General features: G+C 59.0%; 13 protein-coding genes. 6 read left to right on the top strand and 7 right to left on the bottom strand.

All coding sequences use genetic code 11. From position 1 onward, the window contains the following. Positions 1–92 precede the first annotated feature (92 nt). On the top strand, positions 93–4,658 hold the full coding sequence (locus QUE41_RS19795; RefSeq protein ID WP_286340673.1) for a PKD domain-containing protein: 4,566 nt from the start codon (positions 93–95) through the stop codon (positions 4,656–4,658). Positions 4,659–4,716: 58 nt separating this feature from the next. On the opposite strand, the gene metJ is transcribed toward QUE41_RS19795, so the two are convergent. Next, positions 4,717–5,034 (bottom strand): met regulon transcriptional regulator MetJ, encoded by a 318-nt coding sequence (gene metJ / locus QUE41_RS19790; RefSeq protein WP_028107831.1) that lies wholly within the window; start codon positions 5,032–5,034, stop codon positions 4,717–4,719. Between the two features lie 181 nt (positions 5,035–5,215). On the opposite strand from metJ, the gene metB reads away from it, so the two are divergent. Genes metB through metF form a run of 3 tightly spaced genes read left to right on the top strand, consistent with a single transcriptional unit; the run spans position 5,216 to position 9,649 of the window. Next, on the top strand, positions 5,216–6,370 hold the full coding sequence (metB, locus tag QUE41_RS19785; RefSeq protein WP_286340672.1) for a cystathionine gamma-synthase: 1,155 nt from the start codon (positions 5,216–5,218) through the stop codon (positions 6,368–6,370). Further along, on the top strand, positions 6,367–8,736 hold the full coding sequence (gene metL, locus QUE41_RS19780) for a bifunctional aspartate kinase/homoserine dehydrogenase II (RefSeq protein WP_286340671.1): 2,370 nt from the start codon (positions 6,367–6,369) through the stop codon (positions 8,734–8,736). The genes metB and metL overlap by 4 nt, the downstream gene beginning before the upstream one ends. Positions 8,737–8,767: 31 nt before the next feature. Continuing rightward, the gene (metF, locus tag QUE41_RS19775) at positions 8,768–9,649 is read left to right on the top strand and encodes a methylenetetrahydrofolate reductase (RefSeq protein WP_286340670.1); all 882 of its coding nucleotides are present in this window, start codon (positions 8,768–8,770) and stop codon (positions 9,647–9,649) included. 49 nt (positions 9,650–9,698) lie between these two features. Here the strand turns inward: metF and QUE41_RS19770 are convergent, their stop codons facing one another. The 5 genes from QUE41_RS19770 to QUE41_RS19750 all read right to left on the bottom strand — a co-directional run bounded on the left by QUE41_RS19770 (position 9,699) and on the right by QUE41_RS19750 (position 16,730). Then, positions 9,699–11,453, bottom strand: coding sequence for a flavocytochrome c (locus QUE41_RS19770; RefSeq protein WP_286340669.1), 1,755 nt, complete (start codon positions 11,451–11,453; stop codon positions 9,699–9,701). A 183-nt stretch (positions 11,454–11,636) separates the two neighbouring features. Beyond that, positions 11,637–13,286 (bottom strand): ATP-binding protein, encoded by a 1,650-nt coding sequence (locus QUE41_RS19765; protein WP_286340668.1) that lies wholly within the window; start codon positions 13,284–13,286, stop codon positions 11,637–11,639. Beyond that, on the bottom strand, positions 13,283–14,644 hold the full coding sequence (locus tag QUE41_RS19760; RefSeq protein ID WP_286340667.1) for a sigma-54-dependent transcriptional regulator: 1,362 nt from the start codon (positions 14,642–14,644) through the stop codon (positions 13,283–13,285). The genes QUE41_RS19765 and QUE41_RS19760 overlap by 4 nt, the downstream gene beginning before the upstream one ends. A gap of 206 nt (positions 14,645–14,850) precedes the next feature. Continuing rightward, on the bottom strand, positions 14,851–15,963 hold the full coding sequence (locus QUE41_RS19755; RefSeq protein WP_286340666.1) for a hypothetical protein: 1,113 nt from the start codon (positions 15,961–15,963) through the stop codon (positions 14,851–14,853). Positions 15,964–15,983: 20 nt separating this feature from the next. Beyond that, entirely contained in the window at positions 15,984–16,730 is a 747-nt protein-coding gene (locus QUE41_RS19750; RefSeq protein ID WP_286340665.1) for a dimethylsulfonioproprionate lyase family protein, read from the bottom strand. Positions 16,731–17,222: 492 nt separating this feature from the next. On the opposite strand from QUE41_RS19750, the gene QUE41_RS19745 reads away from it, so the two are divergent. Together QUE41_RS19745 and QUE41_RS19740 are read left to right on the top strand one after the other, a co-directional pair. Continuing rightward, entirely contained in the window at positions 17,223–18,797 is a 1,575-nt protein-coding gene (locus QUE41_RS19745; protein ID WP_286340664.1) for a methyl-accepting chemotaxis protein, read from the top strand. A 212-nt stretch (positions 18,798–19,009) separates the two neighbouring features. Continuing rightward, positions 19,010–20,584 (top strand): methyl-accepting chemotaxis protein, encoded by a 1,575-nt coding sequence (locus QUE41_RS19740; protein ID WP_286340663.1) that lies wholly within the window; start codon positions 19,010–19,012, stop codon positions 20,582–20,584. Between the two features lie 49 nt (positions 20,585–20,633). Here the strand turns inward: QUE41_RS19740 and QUE41_RS19735 are convergent, their stop codons facing one another. Beyond that, a complete protein-coding gene (locus tag QUE41_RS19735; RefSeq protein WP_286340662.1) occupies positions 20,634–21,671 on the bottom strand; it encodes a DcaP family trimeric outer membrane transporter in 1,038 nt (345 codons plus the stop codon). Positions 21,672–22,198: the final 527 nt, after the last annotated feature.

The raw sequence follows: 22,198 nt of genomic DNA, 5'->3' as shown, positions 1-22,198 counted from the left end.
TTTTAAGTGAAAAGGAATTTGATTGATTTAACAAGATCTTTTTGGTGATCGGTGAGGGTGGTTGCCCATAAAGGTTCGCAAAGGGAGTTGGAATGATGCGTGTACCAGTGAGTCTGAGTGTAGTACTCGTTTTGGGGTTGTTGGTTGGTTGCAGCGACAGTGATTCGGCGTCGGCCTCTGTAGTGAGGCCTGTTGCGGATGCGGGGCACGCTCAGTCCCTCAGCCAAGGTGCTACTGCGATATTGAACGGCAGTGGTTCCTATGATCCTCAAGGGAGAGTCATTAGCTATCAGTGGACTGTCACGGAACGCCCGGTGGGAAGCAGCAGTGCACTGACCGATTCTGCCAGTCCTTACCCTGGGCTCTATTTGGATGCAGTGGGTGACTACGAGATTACGCTGGTAGTGAGCAACGGTGAATCTGATAGCGAACCGGCCAGGGTTAAAATCAGTGACACAGGCGTGGTGCCGATAGCTCACGCCGGTCATGACATTAAAGTCACAGGCGTGACCTCAGTTACCCTGGATGGAAGTGCCAGCATCGACCCTGATGGTGACCGACTGAGCTTTAACTGGACCTTGGTTGGTCGCCCTGCGGGCAGTGTTGCTGAGTTACAGCGTGCCAATACCCCTTTTCCCGTACTGCAAATGGATCTGCCGGGTGAGTATGACGCAGAGCTTGTGGTGAGCGATGCCACTGGAAGCAGCGAGCCTGATCGAGTACGAATCAGCGACTCCAACGTGGCGCCTGTTGCGCGTGTGGTAAGCACCGCCTTTTCAACTCCAGGTGTACCCGTTCGATTCGATGGCAGCGGCTCGTCCGACGCCGATGGCGACAGCATCAGTTACCAGTGGCACCTGGTGTCTGTACCTCAGGGAAGTCAGGTAGCTCTGAATGCCACCAATCTCGCTCAAGTGGAACTGACTCCGGATTTAGCGGGAGATTATATTGTCGCACTGGCGGTCAGTGACGGTGTAAACCTCAGCGAGACAGTGACTTCTACCCTTCACAGAGGCAATCGGCCACCTGTGGCGGTAACTGGCCATGATCAATGGGTGAATACAGGACAGATTGTTCATCTTGATGGGTCGTCCTCCTATGATCTCGATGGTGATGGGCTCAGTTATCAATGGTCTCTGCTTTCTGCGCCAACCGGCAGTGCCAGTGCACTGACAGATGTTCGCAGTGCGCACCCTCAGTTAATCCCGGATGTGTCTGGAGATTACTTGATTCAATTGATCGTCAGTGATGGCCAGAGCAATAGCCTGCCAGCCACTCTGCTGCTGAGTGATCGAGACACCAATCTAGCCCCGGTAGCCAATGCGGGGATAACCCACAAGGGAGGACCCGGAGACACTCTTATACTGGATGGCTCGGGCTCCTACGACTTTGATGGCGATGCACTGAACTATCGCTGGACCTTGATCAGCAAACCAGGCAGCAGTAATGCCGCCTTAAGCGGTTCGGACTCTGCGCGGCCCTCCCTTACCCTGGACGCTGCTGGAGATTATGTGGCTCAACTGGTTGTAAGTGATGGTGCTTTAACCAGTGCGCCCGATACCGTATTGATTACTGAAGTGAACCTCCCCCCTAAGGCTGATGCTGGAGTCAATGCGTCGGTTGTCAAAGGACAAACTGTCCAGTTGGATGGCAGTGCTTCAACGGATGCTGAAGGCGCTGCTCTTTCTTACCTGTGGTCGCTCATCAGCAGTCCAGCAGGCAGTCAGGCCTCACTCTCAGCCGCACGTACGCCCATGCCCAGTTTTGTCGCAGACGTTGACGGTGATTATGTGTTGCAGCTGGTGGTTAACGATGGTGAGCAAGACAGCGCACCAGATACTGTCATCATTCGTGAGCTCAGCCAGAACTCGCTGCCGGTTGCGAATGCCGGGGCAGATCGAACAGCGGAGGCCGGCGAGCTGATTAATCTGGATGGCAGTGGCTCTAGCGATGCTGACGGCGACAGCCTTACTTATCGCTGGGCTCTGTTGTCTCGTCCGGTGAACAGTAAGGCCGAGCTAGTGAAGGCGGATTCCGCCTATCCTGTGCTGGTCACCGGTGAGGAGGGGGACTATCTGATTCAATTGGTGGTCAGTGATGGTCAATCCACCAGCTTGCCCGACACACTGCTCATCCATGACAAGCAGCGCAATGTGGCTCCCGTTGCCGATGCTGGTAGTGATCGTCAGGTGAGTATTGGAGATAACGTGTCATTAAGTGGCAGCGCCTCTTCCGATGGCAACGGAGACCCTCTTAGCTACCGTTGGTCATTGCTCTCTTTACCAGCGGGAAGCCAGGCAGTGCTCTCGTCAGCTGATCAGGTAAACACCGATTTTAGACTCGATGTTGCCGGGACCTTCGTGGCCCAGTTGGTGGTCAGTGATGGGGTGCTGAGCAGTGCTCCGGTGACGGTAACCATCACAAACAAGCCGTCGGGATCCATAGTGGTCAACCCCGTCCCCCAGGGGCATACATTGGTGATGAGCAGCACTTTGGGCGGCGAGGAGCAGGTCGGTGGACTCTATTCGATCAGTGAGTCGTCTTTGGGAGATATTCACCCACTCATCAGTCTCAAGGGTAAGCCGAGCGTTCAAAACAAATCTGACCTGGCATTGGTGTACAACACAAAGGATAAGAGATTTTATACCCAATTGGATACCGAGGGTGTGTACGCCGGAGGGGTCGTGCTGAGCTTCGATCCTGTGTCACAACAGGTCGAGATAGTGCGCCACATAGAGGACCAAACACTCTCTGGAAACCGGGTTTATGGTTTTAATACCCGGTTACTCCTGCACCCCGATGGCTCTGCGTTATTTGGAATGGTTAAGTTTGGGTCAGTTAATGACGCAGGCCGACTTTACCATTTGAATATTGACCGTAGCAGCGACGACTTTGGCCAATTGAGCTGGGTTGCGGAGCTGGGACAAGGCGACGGCAAGGGAAATACCTTTGGCCGCATTCCGCTGGCCAACATTCAATGGAGTGGTGATAACCGAATAATGGTGATCAACCACAACAAAAAAGGGGTGACGGAAACCAATGCCTTTGAACTGACCCCTTCAGATCCCAATGATCTGACAAAGCCATGGAACGCAAAGGGCTATGCCGATATCACCGTACCCTATGATGGGCGCTTTCAGCATTATGGAGACGACACTGTCTACAACGTGTGGAATCGCAGTCCCGATTCCATCTTCGAGGTGACAACCCGAGCCGGAGGGGCCGGTGGCTATGTCAACTTTGACTGCTTCAACCCTCTGGGGACCTTCCCCTGGGACGCTCGCAAACTCTACGGTCTGTGTCAGGGGCTTGGCAGCAGTCAGCCACCCATTCTGGTTGAGGTGAATCGTGCAAGTGCTGACAGCACCAATTTGAGGCGCTTCAGCAACTGGAGTGACTTGAAGCCTACCGGACTTGCAGCCTCTCAAAATGGCGGTTTGTTGTTTATCAATGCTACGGATCCTGCGACCTCAATTGCTGTAGAGATTGAGCGGATCTCAGGTACAGATGCACCATTCAAACATCTGCCGTCTCAAGTGAAGCAGGTGAAGAACGGAAGTTACTCGGACTCCCCCTTGATCATTGGAGATGAGCTGCGAGGAAAGCTGTTTGTGGGTGACCCTGGTATATCCAGTAACCCGGATGACCCGGTGGATGATCGCTTCGTCAGTGTTGTTAGCTTCGATGGGGGAGAGATGAACCAGGGCGCCTTCGTGACCTTGGACAGGCTGGATAACAGCGTCTCTGTCACCAGCTTGGGGTATCAGAAAGGGGCTTATACCTTTGGTCGTCCTCTGCTTCACAGTAACGGAAAACTATTTGGTTCAGTTATCTATGCCCCTGACTTCGAAGGCTTCGGGACTAACTACAGTTATGATCCTGATACGGCCATCATCGATTATGGCTCGGGGTACGGCTCAGTTCGTCCGGGGATTGCATTAGCAGAGGGGCAGACAGGCCTAATCTATGGCCTGGGTGTCGACGTGCGCGATGCTTTCCGTCAGGTGCTGTATAGCCTGGACCCTGACTCCCTGGCCTTCACCCAATTGGATAAGTTCGACAGTACCGGAAGAGCCCATGCCAACACCGAAGTGGCCATCCAGGGACAAGGGGCCTGGGTGCTTTCTGACGTTAATCTCTATTGCTTTAACCTGACTACGAGAGCCAAGGTGATGGGCCACTCATTCAGTGTCAATGGCCCTCACGACCCTGTGCGTACACTGAGTTATCTGGCAAGTCAGGATGCATGGTATCTGCCTACAAGGGCCAGCGCTGTAGCGGGTGAGGGTACCATTCAGCGCATTACCAACGACTGCTCAAGTCCAGTTCGTACGGATGCAGTTACCGGCCTTACGGATATACCCAGCACAGCGTTGTTGGTGGCGTCCGACGGCTATCTGTATTTCGGTACTGAGAATGGCAAGCTCATGCAGTTTGATCCAGTGATGGACTTGGTGAGTGAGGTTGCGACATTTGGCAATGCAGAGGTGGTCGGTTACCTGATTGAAGATCAGAACGGTGACATCCTGGGCGTGGTCCGGGGCCAAGAGGAACAGCTGTTTGCGTATCACCTGGCTACCGGGCAGGTCAGCCTGACAGAGATACCCAAAGACAGCCCAACGGACCTCTACTATCCGGGAGTTGTTGAACTCAATTAGTTGACAACGAAAAAGGGATACCTCGCGGTATCCCTTTTCTTATCAATTCGCTGGAGTCTTACTCCATCTCTTCCCAGTCGATGCCCAGGGCTTTCATCTGGCGCTTGGCAGACTCCGGAACGGTGTCCGGGTGGTCCTTTCTCAGGTCATTGTCCTCAGGCAGAGGCTGACCAGTAAAGGCGTGCAGGAAGGCTTCACAGAGCAGTTCGCTGTTGGTGGCGTGACGCAGGTTGTTGACCTGACGACGGGTACGCTCATCGGTCAGCAACTTCAATACGCCCAGCGGAATGGAGACGGTGATCTTCTTCACCTGCTCGCTTTTCTTACCGTGTTCCGCATAGGGGCTGATGTAGTTGCCGTTCCACTCAGTGCTCATTGCCTTTGCCTTTGACTTGGGTTAACGGGTGCAAATTGTAACTGCTCTGATTTCTGAGTCAAATTGTAGATATCTTAACCTATAAACGTTTAGACGTCTAAAAGTCTTGACGCCCAAATTTGGATCGACTAATTTGGACGTCCAGACATCTTGAGCGCACAGAATAACCAGGAGCCACGGAATGAGTACTCATAAGCCCGCCACCATTGTTGCCCGTGAAGGGATTGATACCGACCTGACTCATGGTGCCGTGGTGCCACCTGTCTATCTGTCCACCAACTACACCTTTGCCGGTTTCAATGAGCCGAGGCAATACGATTACACCCGCTCCGGCAACCCCACCCGGGACAGCCTGGGCAATGCCCTGGCACAGCTGGAGGAGGGCGCCGGCGCGGTGATCACCGCCACCGGTATGGCGGCGGTCAACCTGGCGGTGAACCTGCTTAAGCCTGGCGAGCGCCTGGTGGTGCCCCATGACTGTTACGGCGGCAGCTACCGCCTGTTCACCAGCCTGGCCGCCAAGGGCGCGTTCGAGCTGTCCGTAGTGGACCAGGGCGATGAGCAGGCCCTGGCCGATGCCCTGGCGCAGAATCCCAAGATGGTGTGGCTGGAAACCCCGAGCAATCCGCTGCTGCGCGTAGTGGACGTGGAGAAGGTGGCCAAGGCTGCCAAGGAAGTGGGCGCCCTGGTGGTGGCGGACAACACCTTCCTTTCTCCGGTGCTGCAGAAGCCTCTGAACCTGGGGGCGGACATCGTTATCCACTCCACCACCAAATACATCAACGGTCACTCCGACGTGGTCGGCGGTGCGGTGATTGCCCGCGAACAGGAGCTGGCGGAAACCCTGGCCTGGTGGGGCAACTGCCTGGGCATCACCGGCGCACCTTTCGATTCTTTCCTGACCCTGCGTGGCCTGCGCACCCTGCCGCTGCGCATGCGCCAGCATCAGGAGAACGCCGAGGCCGTGGTTGCCCTGCTGCAAAGCCACCCCGCAGTAGCCAAAGTGCACTATCCCGGCCTGGCATCCCACCCGGGCCATGAGCTGGCCAAGCGTCAGCAGAGCGGCTTTGGTGCCATGCTCAGCTTCGAACTCAAGGGCGGTGAGCAGCAGGTGCGTGACTTCCTGGCTCAGCTGGAGCTGTTCTCCTTGGCGGAGAGCCTGGGCGGGGTAGAGAGCCTGGTGGCGCACCCGGCCACCATGACCCACGCCGCCATGGCGCCGGAAGCCCGCCGCGCCGCCGGCATCGAAGACACCCTGATCCGCCTCTCCGTGGGCATCGAAGACAGTGAGGACCTGGTGGCGGACCTGCGCCAGGCCCTGGAGGCCGTGAAGTGACAGTGAAGCAGCTGCACAAGTTCGGTGGCTCCAGCCTGGCAGACGCCGAGTGTTACCACCGGGTCGCTCATATCCTGCAGACCCACGGTCACGCCGGGGATCTGGTGGTGGTCTCTGCCGCGGGCAAGACCACCAACGCCCTGCTGGAGCTGCTGCGACTGGCCCGTCATGGCCACAGCTACGATGAACAGCTGGCTCAGTTGCAGGCGTTCCAGCTGGGGCTGGTCACCGACACCCTGGGGGAGTCGGGGCAGCCTTTGGCTCATCAGCTGGAGTCCGACGTTCACCACATCGATCAGGCCCTGGCTGCCGAGCCCAGAGACTGCGCCGCCATCCAGGCGTTTGGCGAGCTGTGGTCTGCCCGCTTGCTGGCGGCCCTGCTGAGCAAACTGGGCGCACCGGCGACTGCCCTGGACGCCAGAGATTTCCTGTTGCTGGATGACAGCGTCCAGCCCCGCCCGGATTGGGGGCAATCCTCCGAGAACCTGCATCGCGCTCTGGCGCAGCGCCCCAACCAGCGAGTGGTGATCACCGGCTACTTTGGGGCCAACGGCCAGGGGCGCACCCGTCTGCTGGGACGCAACGGTTCTGACTACAGCGCCACCCTCATCGGTGCCCTGGCCGAAGTGACCGAGGTGACCATCTGGACCGACGTGGCCGGCATCTACAACGCCGATCCCAACCTGCTGGCGGACGCCCGTCTGCAGGCCAGCCTCAGCCTGGATGAAGCGGATCAACTGGCTCGCCTGGGCTCGCCGGTTCTGCACAGCCGTACCCTGCAGCCCCTGCGTCAGCTGGCCCTGGCCCTGAATGTTCGCTCCAGCTACACCCCGGACAGCCCTTTTACCCGCATCCTGCCCAGAGGCAACGAGCAGACCGAACCTGTGGTCACCAGCCTCAGTCGGGTGACCCTGTTTCGCTTCAAGGGCAAAGCCCCCGCGTTTCAGCAGTTGTGTGACTGGTTGGCGCAGCAGGGGTTGCCGCCCCTGGCCCACTATGACCAGCCCTTGGCCCTGGCCCTGACCTGTGAGCAGGCCAAGGCTTTGGGCAGCGAGCTGTCGGATCAGGCGAAAAGCCTGGGTCTGACCCTGCTCAGCAGCGGCGACGATTACGGTCTGGTAGGCCTGGTGAGTCAGCACCCAGGTCGACTGGCGGGGGCCTTCTCCCGCCTGCTCAGCCGCAGCGCCTTGCCCTGCTGCCGTCACGACCAGGCCCTGGTCACCCTGGTGCCGGCCCGCGAGGTGACCGCCCTGGTGGAGTCCATTCACCGTCGCTGCGCCGGGCCCCGCAAGCGCATCGGACTGGTGCTGGCCGGCAAGGGCAACATAGGGTCTGCCTGGCTGGATCTCTTTGCCCTGCAACAGCAGCAGCTCAACGAGGAGTTTGAGGCCGAGATGCGCCTGGTGGGGATCATCGGCTCCCAGCATTACCTGATTGATGAAGCGGGCATCGACGCCCGCAGCGGATTGACCCGCTACCAGGATGAAGCCCTGGAGTTTTCCTCTCTGGAGTGGCTGGATCAGGCTGCCGCCATGGATCTGGATGAGGTGGTGTTGCTGGACATTACCGCCTCGGCCACCCTGGCTTTGCACTACCCTGAGATTGTGGCCGCCGGTCTGCATCTGGTCAGCGCCAACAAGCAGGCGGGCAGCGGCCCGGGTGCCTTCTATCAGGAACTGCAGCGTCAGCTGTCCAACTGCCACCGTTACTGGCGTTACAACGCCTCGGTGGGCGCCGGGCTGCCGGTGTTCTACAGCATCGACGATCTTAAGCGCAGTGGCGATGCCATCACCTCGGTGTCCGGGGTGTTCTCCGGCACCCTGAGCTGGTTGTTCGATCACTTCGACCGCGGTGGCCCCTTCTCTGAGCTGGTGCTCAAGGCCAAGGCCGAGGGACTGACCGAACCTGACCCCAGAGACGATCTGTCTGGCCGTGACATGCAGCGCAAGCTGCTGATTCTGGCTCGCGAACTGGGGCTGAATCTGGAGCTGGAGCAGATCGAACTGGAATCCCTGGTGCCGGAGGCATTGGCGGATCTGCCGCTGGAGCAGTTCCTGGCGCGCATCGATGAACTGGACCCTGTGATGCAGGCCGCCGCCGAGGCTGCCAAGGAGCAGGGCCTGGCCCTGAGGTATGCCGCCAGCCTCACCATAGAGGCGGGCGAGGTGAAGGCCCGGGTTGGCCTGGAGCAGGTCGATCAGAGCCATCCCTTCGCCAACCTGCCAGCGGGGGACAATCAGTTCCTGTTCCTCAGTAAGCATTACCCCAACGGCCTGGTGATTCAGGGCCCGGGGGCCGGACGGGAGGTGACCGCCGCCGCGGTTCAGTCCGATTTTGTAGCCATTTGCCGACGTCTGCTGCACTGAGCCGGACGCACGTTTTACGGGAGTAGTATTTATGGGATTTCATCACGCACAGCAGTTAGAAGCCCTGAACGAGCGTTTGAGCCACCTGAAGGATATCCAGGTTTCCTTCGAGTTTTTTCCCCCTTCCACCGAGGAGATGGAGCAGACCCTGTGGAGCTCGGTTGAGCGGCTGGCGCCGCTCAAGCCCCGTTTTGTTTCCGTGACCTATGGTGCCAACTCCGGGGTGCGGGACAGAACCCATAAGGTGATCGAGAAGATCCACAATCAGACCGATCTTGTGGCCGCCCCTCACCTGACCGTGGTGGACGCCACCGAAGAGGAGCTGCGTGGCCTGGCCAACCAGTACTGGGAGCAGGGGGTGCGCCACATCGTCGCCCTGCGAGGCGACCTGCCGGAAGGCCAGGGGCGTCCCGATCGCTTCGCCGTGGATCTGGTGAAGCTGCTGAAGGAGGAGCACGACTTCGAGATCTCCGTGGCCGCCTATCCCGAGGTGCACCCGGAAGCCACTAGCGCCCAGGCGGATCTCATCAACCTCAAGCGTAAGGTGGACGCCGGAGCCAACCGCGCCATCACCCAGTTCTTCTACGACATCGAGTCCTACCTGCGTTTCCGTGACCGTTGTGCCGCCGCAGGCATCGATGTGGAGATCGTCCCGGGGATTCTGCCGGTGACCAACTACCGGCAGTTGCTGAAGTTTGCTGGCTTCACCAATGTGCATGTGCCCAACTGGCTGCACCACATGTTTGATGGCCTGGATGACGACCCGGCGACCCGCAAGCTGGTGGGCGCCAATGTCGCCATCGAGATGGCCAAGGTGCTGGCCAAAGAGGGGGTGAGGGAGTTCCACTTCTACACCCTGAACCGGGCCGAACTGAGCTACGCCATCTGCCACGCCCTGGGGGTGCGGCCCTGAAACAAAAAAGGCGGCACCCTAAGGTGCCGCCCTGTGCGGGGGATGAGCCCTACTTAACCTGTTTGGCGGCCTGGGCGCCGGCAATACGACCAAACACCACGGTGTCGGCGATGGCGTTGCCTCCCAGGCGGTTCTTGCCGTGAACGCCGCCGGTCACTTCACCTGAGGCATACAGCCCCTGAATCTTGGTGCCGTTACGCAGGAACACCTCGGTGTTCTCGTTGATGGCGATGCCGCCCATGGTGTGGTGGATGGCCGGTGACACGTCCACCACGTAGATGGGGAAGCGGACATCGGTCTTCATGAAGCGTTTGCCGAAGTCCAGATCCTCACCCTTCATCTGGAACTCGTTGTAACGCTCAAGGCTGGCCTGGGCCGCCTTGGCGGGCATGCCGGTGACCGCTTCCAGTTCTGGGTAGCTGAGGACGACGTCCACCAGGCCCAGGGTTTCCAGTCCCTTCACCTGACTCAGTTCATTGACCACGTCCTGGTCATACAGCATCCAGGCGTGATGCTTGCTCTGGTCGATGATGGCGCCGGAAACCACATCACGGGTGCCCAGCTCGTTGACGAAGCGCTGCCCCTGATCGTTGAGCAGGATGGCGCCGGCACCGCGAATGGTCCCGGTGATCAGGATCTTGCCCTTGGCGGCCGTGGGGAAAAGTTGGATCTCCTTAACGTCCTTAACCTTGCCGCCAATCTCCTCCACCATCTGGATGCCGTCACCTTGGTTGCCTTTGTTGTTGGTGGTGTTCATCCCCTTCAACTCGGGTCGGAAGCTGGCCACCATGTCGTTGTTGGCCGCAAAACCGCCGGAGGCGATCACCACGCTCTTGGCACCCACCATGTAGTAACCCTGGTGCTTACCCTTGACCACCACACCCTGGATGCGGTCGTGGTTGTCCACCACCAGTTTCACTGCCGGGGCATTGACCCGCACTTCGATGTCATGGTCCTTCACCGCCTTCATCAGGGTGGTCATGATGTGTGGGCCGGCCTTGGCGCCGCCGGTGGGGCGGTGAACCCGCTCGAAGCTGTGTCCGCCCGGGCGGCCTACGCTGTTGAGGTCGGCACCCAGGGACTTGAGCCACTCAATGCCCTCAGCGCCATTCTGGCTGAGGGTGCGGGCCAGGGCCGGGTCGTTGTGTTGGTAGCCCCCTTTCATGATGTCCTGGTACCACACCTTCTTGGTGTCACCGATCTTCAGCGCCTTCTGGGTGCTGGATTCGGCTGAGGCCATGCCCCCTGCGGCCAGCATGGAGTTGCCCCCGGGCATTGGCTCCTTTTCCAGAATCAGGATCTTGTCGATGCCTGCCTGGGCGGCACTGACGGCGGCGGTGGTGCCTGAGGCGCCGGAGCCAATCACCAGAACATCGATCTGCTCAACCGGGCCGGCGGCGATCGCCTTGGCCACGGCGTCGGCGTCGGTCTCCAGCTTGGTTGGGCGCCACTGATTGTCACCGGCTGGCATGGCCATGTCGTATTCGTGACAGGAGTTGCACACCATGGAGGACTCCTGGTGGCCCGAGTGGCAGGTGGTGCAGTTCAGGTTGCCCAGATCCAGGTGGGAGTCGTGGGGATCGATGTCGTGGCGGTCTTCGGTGGCCAGTTCAGGGTAGCTGCCATGACAGTCGACACAGGCGGCGTTTTCGGCGGCCAGGTTGTCTCTTACCTGCATGCCTGCCGTGTGGCAGGAGCTGCATTCGGTGAACTCCTTGTGGAGGGGAACGATACCTTGAGCCAGTGCCTGGCCGCTGAGCAGCAGGGCACCGCTGATGACGAGAGAGAGAGGAGATAATTTCATGATGAAAGCCCGAAAGTAATAACACTCCAGGCCATCATAGAGAGAGAAGTATGGGCTTTCGATAGCCAGACAAATAATCGACAGCCTTTATTTAATATTTGCCATTGGCATATTTAATTTGGCAAATGCCGATGCAGTTAATTAATTTCAATATTAAATTAACCAACTGCAATCGGCCGGTGTTTATTTTTGTCCTTGGTCGCTTTTTATCAAGGGAATGGCGATCTCAATCCGGGTGCCCATATTGGCCACCGAGTGGATGGTCAGTGTTCCCTGATGTTCCAGGGCAATGCGTTGACAGATCGCCAACCCCAATCCCAGACCGCCCTCGCCGCGCCTGGTGGTGAAAAACCCCTGGGTCGCGCGCTCCTGGGTCTCCGCGTCCATACCATGGCCCCGATCGGAGACACTGATGACGACCCTGTCGGTCTGTTTCTCCACCGCCAGGGTCACTGTATCTCCCGGCCGGGAAGCGCGGACGGCGTTGTCCAGCAGGTTCACCAGCACCTGCTCCAGGCGCCCCTTGTTGCCAAGCATCTGCAGATCCTTGTCAGGCAGTCTTAGCTCGAGGCGAATGCTGGCCGCCTTGATGAAGGAGGCGCACAAAACCTGGGTCGCCTGGCACAGCTGCCGGGCACTGACCCTCTGGAATTCGGTGGCGGGAGTGGGGCGGGCATAGTCCTTCAGTTCTTTGACGATGCTGGAGATCTTGCGGCTGGACTGATGGATGTAATCTCCCTGCTGCTGCAGCTCCTGTTCCATCCTGGCCAGATCGATGCGGTGCAGCTCCAGGTCGGTTTCCAGGCCGGGCGTCTCCTCGAGGAAATGGATCAACTTCAGCGAGTCGTGCCGCAGTCGCTCGGAGGCACGCAGAATCACCCCATTGGGGTTGTTGATCTCATGGGCGATGCCGGCGGAGATGGTGCCCAGGGTGGCCAGCTTGGCCCGCTCCTCGGCGATGGCGGATTGCTGCTCCAGTTCCTGGGTGCGCTTGCGCACCGACTCTCTCAGGGTCCGGTTCCACAGGACCACCAGGATAAACAGTGCCAGTCCTGACACCAGCACGTAGACAAACATCTGGCTGAGCTGGTCGAACTGGCGAATCTTCTGGGTGGTGCTGAACCAGCGCTCTCTCAGCTTGAACAATTGGCCGCTGTTACTGAGAGAGATGATCGCTTCCTGAATGCGCTTGGCCAGTTGGGGGTTGCTGCCCTTGACGGTAAAGGCATACATTCTGGGGAACAGCGGAATGCCGCTGTCGATGAGCACCGGTGAGGTGTCTTTGGCCAGGGAGTTGCGGCCCACCTGGTAGTTGGTGATGGCGGCATCGGCCATGCCCCGGCGCACCAGCTGCAAGGTTTCCCGTTCGGAGTCCGCATAGAGGATGTCCAGTTCCAGTCCCTGTTGCCTGAGGGCGTGGGCGGTGTAGGACCCTCGGCACACCGCCACCTTCAGTCCCTCAAGATCATTGAGGTTGGTGATGTTGTGTCTGTGGCTCAGGGTATGGATATGGCTGTAGGCCATGGCAAAGGGGCTGACTCTCAGGGGGGGCTGCAGCGCGGGATTGACCTCACCCGAGTGACTGACCCCTATGGCAATCAGATTGATCTGTCCCCGGTTGAAGGCGTCCACCGTCTCCTCCCAGGAGGCGCCGCTGACCACCAGGGGTTCACCAATCTCGTCCGCCACCATCTGCATCAGGTCGATGTTGAAGCCTTCGGGTTCCCCGTGCTCGTTGAGCCATTCAAAGGGGGCGAAATCCCGATCGATGCCGTAGTGGATCTCGGCGCTGGCCATCAGGGGCCAGCACAGCAGCAGCCACAGCCACCTCATAGTTTGGCAACCCGGCGACACAGGGCGGCGGGGGAGATCCCCAGCAGGGCGGCGGCCCCTTTCTGGCTGCCGTTGCAGCGCCTAAGCGCCTCACGAATCAAGAGTTCATTGCACTCGCTGATGGTCGGCAAAGGGTCCGGGAACACCACCTGGTGACTGATGAGCTCGACACAGCCCTCCTCCTGGGTATGGCAGCGCCGCTGAATCGGCAGCAGCGACAGGTCACCACCACTGGCGTAGAACAGGGCATCGGTGAGCATGCTGGACAGCTCGGTCAGGTTGCCCGGGAAGGGGTAGTGGTGCAGCAGCTGATACAGCTCCTGGGGTATCTCGGGCACGGGACGGTTGTGGGTCTGGCACAGCTTGTCCAGCAGGTGGGGAACCAGCAACTCAAGATCCGTGCCCCGCTCCCGCAATGGGGGCAGGGTCACCTGATGGGTGCTGAGCTGATAATAGAGATCGGCACGGAACAGTCCCTCCTCCACCAGAGTGTTCAGCTGGACCTGGCTGGTGGCGATGAATCTGGCTCTGACCGGCAGCTGGTTTTTGCTGCCCAGGGGGGAGAACCGGTGGCTGGTCAGCAGATCCAGCAGCACAATCTGGGCCTGCAGCGGCAGGTGTTCCACCTGACGAAGCAGGATGACTCCCCCTTCCGTCTGGTGCAGCAAGCCGAGGGAGGCCTGCTGACGATTCTGGTAGCCACGGGCACAGCCCAGCAACTGTTCGAGGATCACCTCCGCCGGCGCCTGACAATGAATCTCCTGAATCTGACTGTTGCCGGCCATGCAGTTCACCAGGGTCCGCTTGCCGGTGCCGGTTTCACCCTGGATCAACAGTGGCGAGGCGCTGGATTCTATGGTGTGGGCATAGCCGATCACCGCTTTCAGGGACTCCTGCCGGGTGATCAGGGGGGCATAATTGTCCAGGCAGTGATTGGTGGGATTGAGGTACTGGGTGACCAGGGCCCTATAGTCCCTTTGCAGACAGCAGCGCTCGATGATTCTGTGCAGGCGCTGTTTCATCAACGGAGTTTCACTGTCTTTCACCAGAAAATCTGAGGCACCGGCCTGCATGCACTCCACGGCGGTATCCAGGTTGTCCATGCCGGAGACCACTATGATGCTGATGTCTGGGTGCAGACAATGGATCTCCTTGATTAGCTGCAATCCGGTGATGCCGGGCATCATCAGATCCAAGGTGATCAGGTCGATGTCCAGGGTGTCCAGTATGGTGCTGCACTGCCTGGGGTCCGTGGCCTTGATGATGTTGACGTCCAGGGGCAGCTCCTCGATCAACCCGGTGAGGGTGTCGACCCAGATCTGCTCGTCGTCCAGTACCAGAGTGTTTATGCGTTTCATGGTGCGGTTCCAGAAAGCCGGTTCGCCGCAAGAGTAGCCGTGTGAATTCGGGTTGTACGTCGTTCACGTCTCACTTTTTGCCCTGAGTGGCATTGAGAGAGGCAGAGCGTGAACCAGGGCGATGTCAGGGCAGGGGGGATTGCGTAACTGCAATTTTGCCAAAAAAGGTCGCGCCCGAAGGCGCGACCAAAGGAGGGAAGGTTGAATCAGAACTTGTAGGCCAGGTTGACGTTGATCCTGTGGTTCCAGTCATCGTCGCCATCGGCCAGGCCGATGCCCTTATCTCCCAGCCACACGGAGTTCTTGGCCATGTAGTGGTCGATGTAGATCTGGAACTGCTTCACCGAGATGCTCACGCCGGTGCTGTTGAGTACGGAGCGGTCCTGGTTGGCGTCGGCGGTGTCTGGCTCCACCATGCTGTAGTCGTTGTAGATGGTGAAGCTGCCCCAGTCGCGCTTGAAGGACTTGGCCAGGTTGAAGGTATACACCTGACCGGCGCTGGCCACCTCGAAGGCGCTGTTGAGCATCTTCACACCATAGGTGCTGCGCTGGTTGGCCTGATCGTAGTCATAGTCCACGAACTGAAGCTGCATGTTGTAGCCGTTGTAGCGGCTGTCCCAGTGCACGGCATAGGCGGTCGAGGTGCCATTGTCGTCCAGTTTGGTGTCATACAACTGGCCATACTCCAGGGAGGCGCCCACCAGGTGGCTGATGCCGCCGGTGTCGAATCCATAGCTCTGACGCAGGTTGAAGGTGTTGGTCTCTTCGTTGTGGTAGTCGGTGCCATTGATGGTCATTCGGGCCGCATCGGCGGCGAAACCACGGGCATCGGTGGCCTTATACTCGGAGTTCTTGAAGAACGCCATTTCCGAGATCCAGCCACCCTGGCTGTACTGGGCCTTCACCCCCATGTCGAAGTCATCTTCGAAGCCCAGGTAATAGTTCAGGCTGTACCACCAGTTGTGGGAGGCGTATTTGCGGTTACCAAAAGGCTTGTTGATGATGCCTGCCTGGAACTGCCAGTCGGGCAGGCCGTTGTAATAGGCGTAACCAAATTTCAGGTAGTCGTGGCCATTCATAAAGCGATACGCCGCCTTCATGCCCACGTCGTCCCATTCGCTCTTCACCTTAAGCTCGAAGGAGTTGAAATCCAGATCGCCGCCTTTGGACTTGGAGCTTTCAGAGAACTCCTTGTAGGCGTAGTTCACCTTGAGAGAGCCGCCGATGTGGGTCTCTGCCTGGGCGCTGCCCATGGCCAGCATGGAGAGGGCAGAGGCCACCAGCAGGGCCAGGGTCTTGGGTTTGCTGCAGTTAAGCATTGTCTAGGTCCTGTGTCCGGTTATTTCTTATCGGCGTACAACCAGGCTTCGGCGTCTTTGCCGATGGCAGGCTTGATGGTGACCGGTGGGGTAACGCAGTGTTTCTGGGCGTCCTTATCGGTCCAGCACTCTTCAGGCATAAAGGGCAGGCCACCGATGTGGATGGAATCGAACGCCTGGTCATCCTCTTTCCACCAGAACCAGATGATCTCCAGGGGCTCATCAGAGGTGTTTTTGATGGCGTGTACGTCGAAGGGACGGGTCAACACGAAGGTGCCCGGGGTGGCCTTAACCACGCGGTCGTAGTTGTAGAACTCACCTTCACCCTTGATCACCACATAACTTTCCCAGCTGGGGTGCTGACCGACGGCATAGACGGCACCAGGCTGGAAGGTGAAGGTACCGGCCATCAGGTTCTTGGTGTCCAGTGGCGCACCCGGACCCATGGGGTAGGTGTAGGTGTAGGAGGGGTTGGCTTCGATGGCGCTGGTGTCATGACCATGGTCCTCGGCCCACTTCTTGTAGGCCTTGAAACGGGCGGTTTTCTTCTGGGGCAGTTCCTTGTAGGCGTTGATGTGCCAGGGCAGTTCGGTGCGAGGACCGGGAACCGGATACTTGGTGCCGTACTCGTTGTAGCCACCCTTCTTCATTTCGGCACCGGAGATGTATTCGCCTTCCCACTGCCAATCGCCTTTTTCAGGTTCACTGGCGCAGGCGGAAGCGGAGATGGTGGAGACCAATGCCAAAGCCATTAATTTCAGTTTCATATTCTTACCCTTTGGATTAATTGATGTGTCGGGCAAGAGATTAAATGTTGGATTAATTAATTCTGTGATCTTTGGCGCGATGGAATGGGGAATATAAAGTCGAGTTTTATTATTGTGGCAGGCCTATTTGTGCTGGGCGTATATAAGGCGATAAACGCAATTTTCATTCTGGATTGCAAATATTTAATTTTGATCTCCAGAGAGTTCGTTTTCCTCACTCTAGCCCCAGATACTGTGGCCGTGCGCAGTGAAATGTGACAAATTCATGACGCTTTACGCCCCATGGCGGCAAAATGCCCTGTTCAAGTTTTGTTCTGCCCTTCGATTTAGCCCCGCTTATATTCACTGAAATGCATGTGAAAGATGTTGTGATTTCGCTCGAAATTTTAGCGAGTTGGCTATGGATGCGCAGGTGTAAGTTTGACAGCGGTCAAGTTCTTGAGGCGGGGCAACTGTCAAAATGCCGACACCCTACAGAAGAACAATCATCTCATGCGCAACAATCAACCGGTTACCGAACGAGAGCAGCCCGTCAGCCTGGACTCGATCCTGCTTTCCACCACCAACCTGGATGGCGACGTCAAATACGCCAACCAGGACTTCAGTGACATCTGTGGCTACACCTTCGATGAACTCCACGGTGAAGAGCACAACATCGTGCGTCACCCGGATATGCCGCCGGTGGCCTTCGAGTCCATGTGGGACACCATCAAGTCCGGTAATCCCTGGATTGGGGTAGTCAAGAACCGCTGTAAGAACGGGGACTACTACTGGGTCAACGCCTACATCGCCCCCGTCTACGAAGACGGCAAGCTGCATGAGTATCAGTCGGTGCGTCGCAAGCCCACCTCTGAACAGGTGCAGCGGGCCGATCGCATCTATAAGGCGGTGAATGCCGGCAAGACCCCCAAAGAGTTGAAACCCAGCATGCTGGGCTTTGGCGGCAAGCTGATGCTGTGGACCCTGGCGGCCACCTCTCTGACCGCCGTGGGGGCCATCTATTCGCCCATTGCGGCCGGTGTGGCCGGTGCGGCTGTGGCCGCCCTGGGGATTCACAGCCTGCTGTCGCCACTGCGTAAACTGGTGAGCACCGCCACCAGCATCATCGACGATCCGGTTGCTCGTGGGGTGTACACCGGCCGTCAGGATGAGATTGGTAAGGTGGACCTGGCGATGCACTTTCTGGTGACCGAGACCGGCGGCGTAGTAGGGCGCATGGCCGACTCTGCCGGTTCCATCAGCGAGCAGAGCACCGAGCTGACCTACACCATCAACGAGACCCGGGACCGGGCAGATCAGCAGAGCCAGCAGACCAGCCAGGCGGCCACCGCCATGGAGGAGATGACTGCCAGCTTTGCCGAGGTCAACAACAACACCCAGACCGCCGCCGAGGAGATGGGCCGCAGCCACCAGGCCGCCGAGCAGGGCCACGACCGTCTGGAGACGGTGATCGAGGCGATCAATAAGCTCAGCGAAGAAGTGGGCCACTTTTCCGAAGTGGTGGCCTCCATCGAAGAGGACAGCCGCGAGATCAGCGGTGTGCTGGAGGTGATCCGGGGCATCGCCGATCAGACCAACCTGCTGGCGCTGAACGCCGCCATCGAAGCGGCCCGTGCCGGTGAGTCCGGTCGCGGCTTTGCGGTGGTGGCCGACGAGGTACGTCAGCTCTCCAGCCGCACCAGCGAGTCCACCGCGCAGATTGAGGAGATCGTCTCCAAGTTCCAGGAGAGCACCCGTCGCGCCACCGAGGCGATGCAAGCGGGCCAGACCCAGGCCAGCCGCTCCGTGGAGCTGGCGGAAGAAGCGGACGCCGCCTTCGAGCAACTGCGCGCCTCCATCAACCGCATCGCCGAGATGTCCGAGCACAATGCCACTGCCATGGGCCAGCAGACCACGGTGGCCAGCGAGATCAGCCAGGCAATTCAGGTGATCAGCGAGCTGGCCCAGGAGAGTCTGGAGCAGACCGAGCTGGCCAAGGATCGCAGCGAACAGATGAACCGGCTGGCGGACAAGACCCACGGCCTGTCTCAGCAGTTCTGGAAACAGAGCGTTCAACGCGAATACTGATTTCGACTTATCCGAATGGATTCACCACCGCGGGTTGCGCAAGCGCCCGCGGTTCTGTTCACAAAGCTGTCATAAATGACCCGCTTCTCCTCTCTTTCCCCCTGATTTTATTGACCAGCTCATTTAACGTATCAATAACGTGATGTGGGTCATATCCCGGTTCGAAGGGGTTTGCCAGAATGGCGCCTCTTATAAAAAAAGCCCCGATTACCATGCGCAATAATCAACCGGTTACCCAGAAAGAGAAGACGCTCAGTCGCGATTGCATCCTGCTGTCCACCACGGACCTGGATGGCAACATCAAGTACGCCAATGAGACCTTCATCGAGGTCGGGGAGTACTCCTTCGAGGAGCTGCACCGTCAACCCCATAACATCGTTCGTCATCCGGATATGCCTCCGGCGGCGTTCAAGTCGTTGTGGGAGAGAGTGAGATCGGGTCAGCCCTGGATGGGGGTGGTGAAAAACCGCGCCAAGAGCGGGGATCACTACTGGGTGAACGCCTATGTGGCGCCGGTGTATGAGAACGGCAAGATTCATGAGTACCAGTCGGTGCGCCGCAAACCCACTGACGCGCAGGTGGCTTCGGCGGAGCGCATCTACTCGGCGATCAATCAGGGCAAGACCCCCAAAGAGCTTCGCAAAGATGTGCTGGGTTTCAGTGGCCGTCTGATGCTGTGGGCAGCCTCGGTGAGTGCCGCCACCGCCGCCGGAGCCGTGTACTCCCCTGTGGCCGCCGGCGTTGCCGGTGGTCTGCTGGGTGTGGCAGGCATCTATGGTTTGCTGGCGCCCTTCCGGACCCTGGTGCAGACCGCCACCAACATCATCGAAGATCCCATCGCCCAGGGCGTGTACACAGGTCGTCAGGATGAGATCGGTAAGCTGGATCTGGCGATGCATTACCTGGTCACCGAGACCGGTGGCGTGGTGGGACGCATGGCGGATTCCGCCGGTTCCATCAGCGAGCAGAGCCTGAACCTGACCTCCACCATCAACGACACCCGTGAGCGGGCCGACAGCCAGAGTCAGCAAACCAGCCAGGCGGCCACCGCCATGGAAGAGATGACCGCCAGTTTCGCCGAGGTGAACAACAACACCCAGACCGCCGCCGAAGAGATGGGTCGCAGCCATACTGCCGCCGAGCAGGGTCACGACCGTCTGGTGACGGTGATCGAAGCGATCAACAAGCTCAGCGAAGAGGTGGGCCATTTCTCCGAAGTGGTGGCCTCCATCGAGCGCGACAGCCGAGACATCAGCGGTGTGCTGGACGTCATTCGTGGCATCGCCGAGCAGACCAACCTGTTGGCGCTGAATGCCGCCATCGAAGCGGCCCGTGCCGGCGAGTCCGGTCGCGGCTTTGCCGTGGTGGCCGACGAAGTGCGTCAGCTCTCCAGCCGCACCAGCGAATCCACTGCCCAGATTGAAACCATCGTCAACAAGTTCCAGGAGAGCACCCGCCGTGCCACCGAGGCGATGGAAGCCGGCCAGACCCAGGCCAGCCGCTCCGTGGAGCTGGCCGAGGAAGCGGACGCCGCCTTCGAGCAGCTGCGCGCCTCCATCAACCGCATCACCGAGATGTCCGAGCACAATGCCACCGCCATGGGTCAGCAGACCACGGTGGCCAGTGAAATCAGCGGGGCAATTCAGGTGATCAGCGAACTGGCGGAGCAGAGCCTGGAGCAGACCGAGATGGCCAAGGACCGCTGCGAGCAGATGAGCCGCCTGTCCACCAAGACCCACGGCCTGTCCCAGCAGTTCTGGAAGCAGAGCGTTCAGCGGGAATACTGAGCCGCATCAAACAGAGAAAAGCCCCGGTCATCCGGGGCTTTTCTTATGGTTAGAAGCGGTAGAGGGCGGTGGCCTGCAGGTAGCTGGAGCCGCCGCGCTGGGGCCGCTGGAACTCGGTGTCCTCGTCCTGCACCTGGATGTGGCCCAGCTCCAGTCCCAGGTCCAGATAGGGCTCGGGGGAGGCGAACAGGTTGATGCCCAGGTGGGTGCGGTCCACCTTCTCCACATCGGTGACAATTTTGCCCACAAACAGGGTGGAGCGCAGGGTGCCATTCCAATGGTGCTGGTAACCCAGCATGGTGGCGCTGGTGGTCTCCAACTCACCGTAGGCGATGTCCTTGGCGGCGGAGGTGCCGACGTAGCGCCCCAGGTTGCCGTGGTGCTGCTGTATTTGAAGCCTGTCCTGGCCCAGGGGCAGGCTGGCGGAGACAGAGCCGCCCACTCCCAGCTCTGCCAGTCCATCCGGGTCCAGATAGCGGGCTAGACCACTTATGGACAACTCTCCCCAGTCACCGCGCCAGTCCCGTCGCAGGATCAGATCCGGCATCCAGTCGTTGTTGTCATCGATGCTCTGCCCGCTGGACTGGGTGCCGTAGGTCTTGGGGTTCTCCAGAGCCAGTTGCCAGTGCTTCCCCTGGTAACGCAGTTGGGCCTGACGCACCATGGCCTCACCGACTAGGGGGCCACCGAGGTTGGTGGTTTCCGGGAAGCTGGCGGTATTGACCAGGGTGGACCAGGTCTGGCCCGCCAGGAAGTCGCGGTAGGTCAGGTAGGCGTGGCGCAGGCGGGGACTGTAGGAGTTGGAGACCACGGTATTGCCCTGGGCCGATCCGGCGAAGTCTACCTCGATCACCGCACTGAGTCTGGTCTCCTTCAGGGCCAGGCGGATGCGGCTCTCCTGGCCGCTGAACTGGGTCTTGGCGGTGTCTTGCTCCGCCGGGGTGTCGGCGCCGGTCCAGATGCCGGCGTAGGGGATGTCGCCATGAACCGACTTGAGATCGGCCTTGATGAAGCCGCTGAGATCAACGTCGGTGGCGCAGCAGAGGGGGGAGGCCAGCGTCAATGCGGCCAGAATCAATTTCTTCATGTTTCCTTGCGAGTCCGGATCGCCGCCTGGATGGCAGCGACCTAAAAAGAGAAAGGCTCCCCGACGTGCATCGATGATGTGAGTGGCAGGGGACAAGGGGATAAACCCTGCAAACGCTGATGCCAGAGTGTAAAGTCGCGGGACACTCATGCACACTGCCGGGGAGCAAAAACACCAAGAGCAGCACGGTCCGTTGCGTTCGACCGGCCAGCTCTGACTAGCGGGAGTTACTCTAAAGGGCTGGAGATCAGTTCCGGGTGAGGACAGTCACACTTCCCCAGGGTGAGAAAGGTTTTTCTTGAGGCCCATTGAGAAACTTTTTTCACTTTGACACCAACGTCTTAAGCCGATCCACCTCACAGGCTTCACCGTCTTGTTGTTACCCCGCTCCCGTCCTGACCAATCCATCGCTTCTTTTCGTCAGAGTGTGTGCCCGGCGGCAGAGCACAGGAGCTGGTTGAAGTACCATGCGCATCGGCCTATCCATTTGGATTTAAAGAGTATTATCGATTCAAGTTCAGTGGGGC

Source organism: Ferrimonas sp. YFM (genome assembly GCF_030296015.1).
In the GTDB taxonomy this organism is placed as follows: domain Bacteria; phylum Pseudomonadota; class Gammaproteobacteria; order Enterobacterales; family Shewanellaceae; genus Ferrimonas.
Note: the sequence above shows the minus strand (reverse complement) of the source record. Positions and strands in the feature narration are given on the sequence as shown.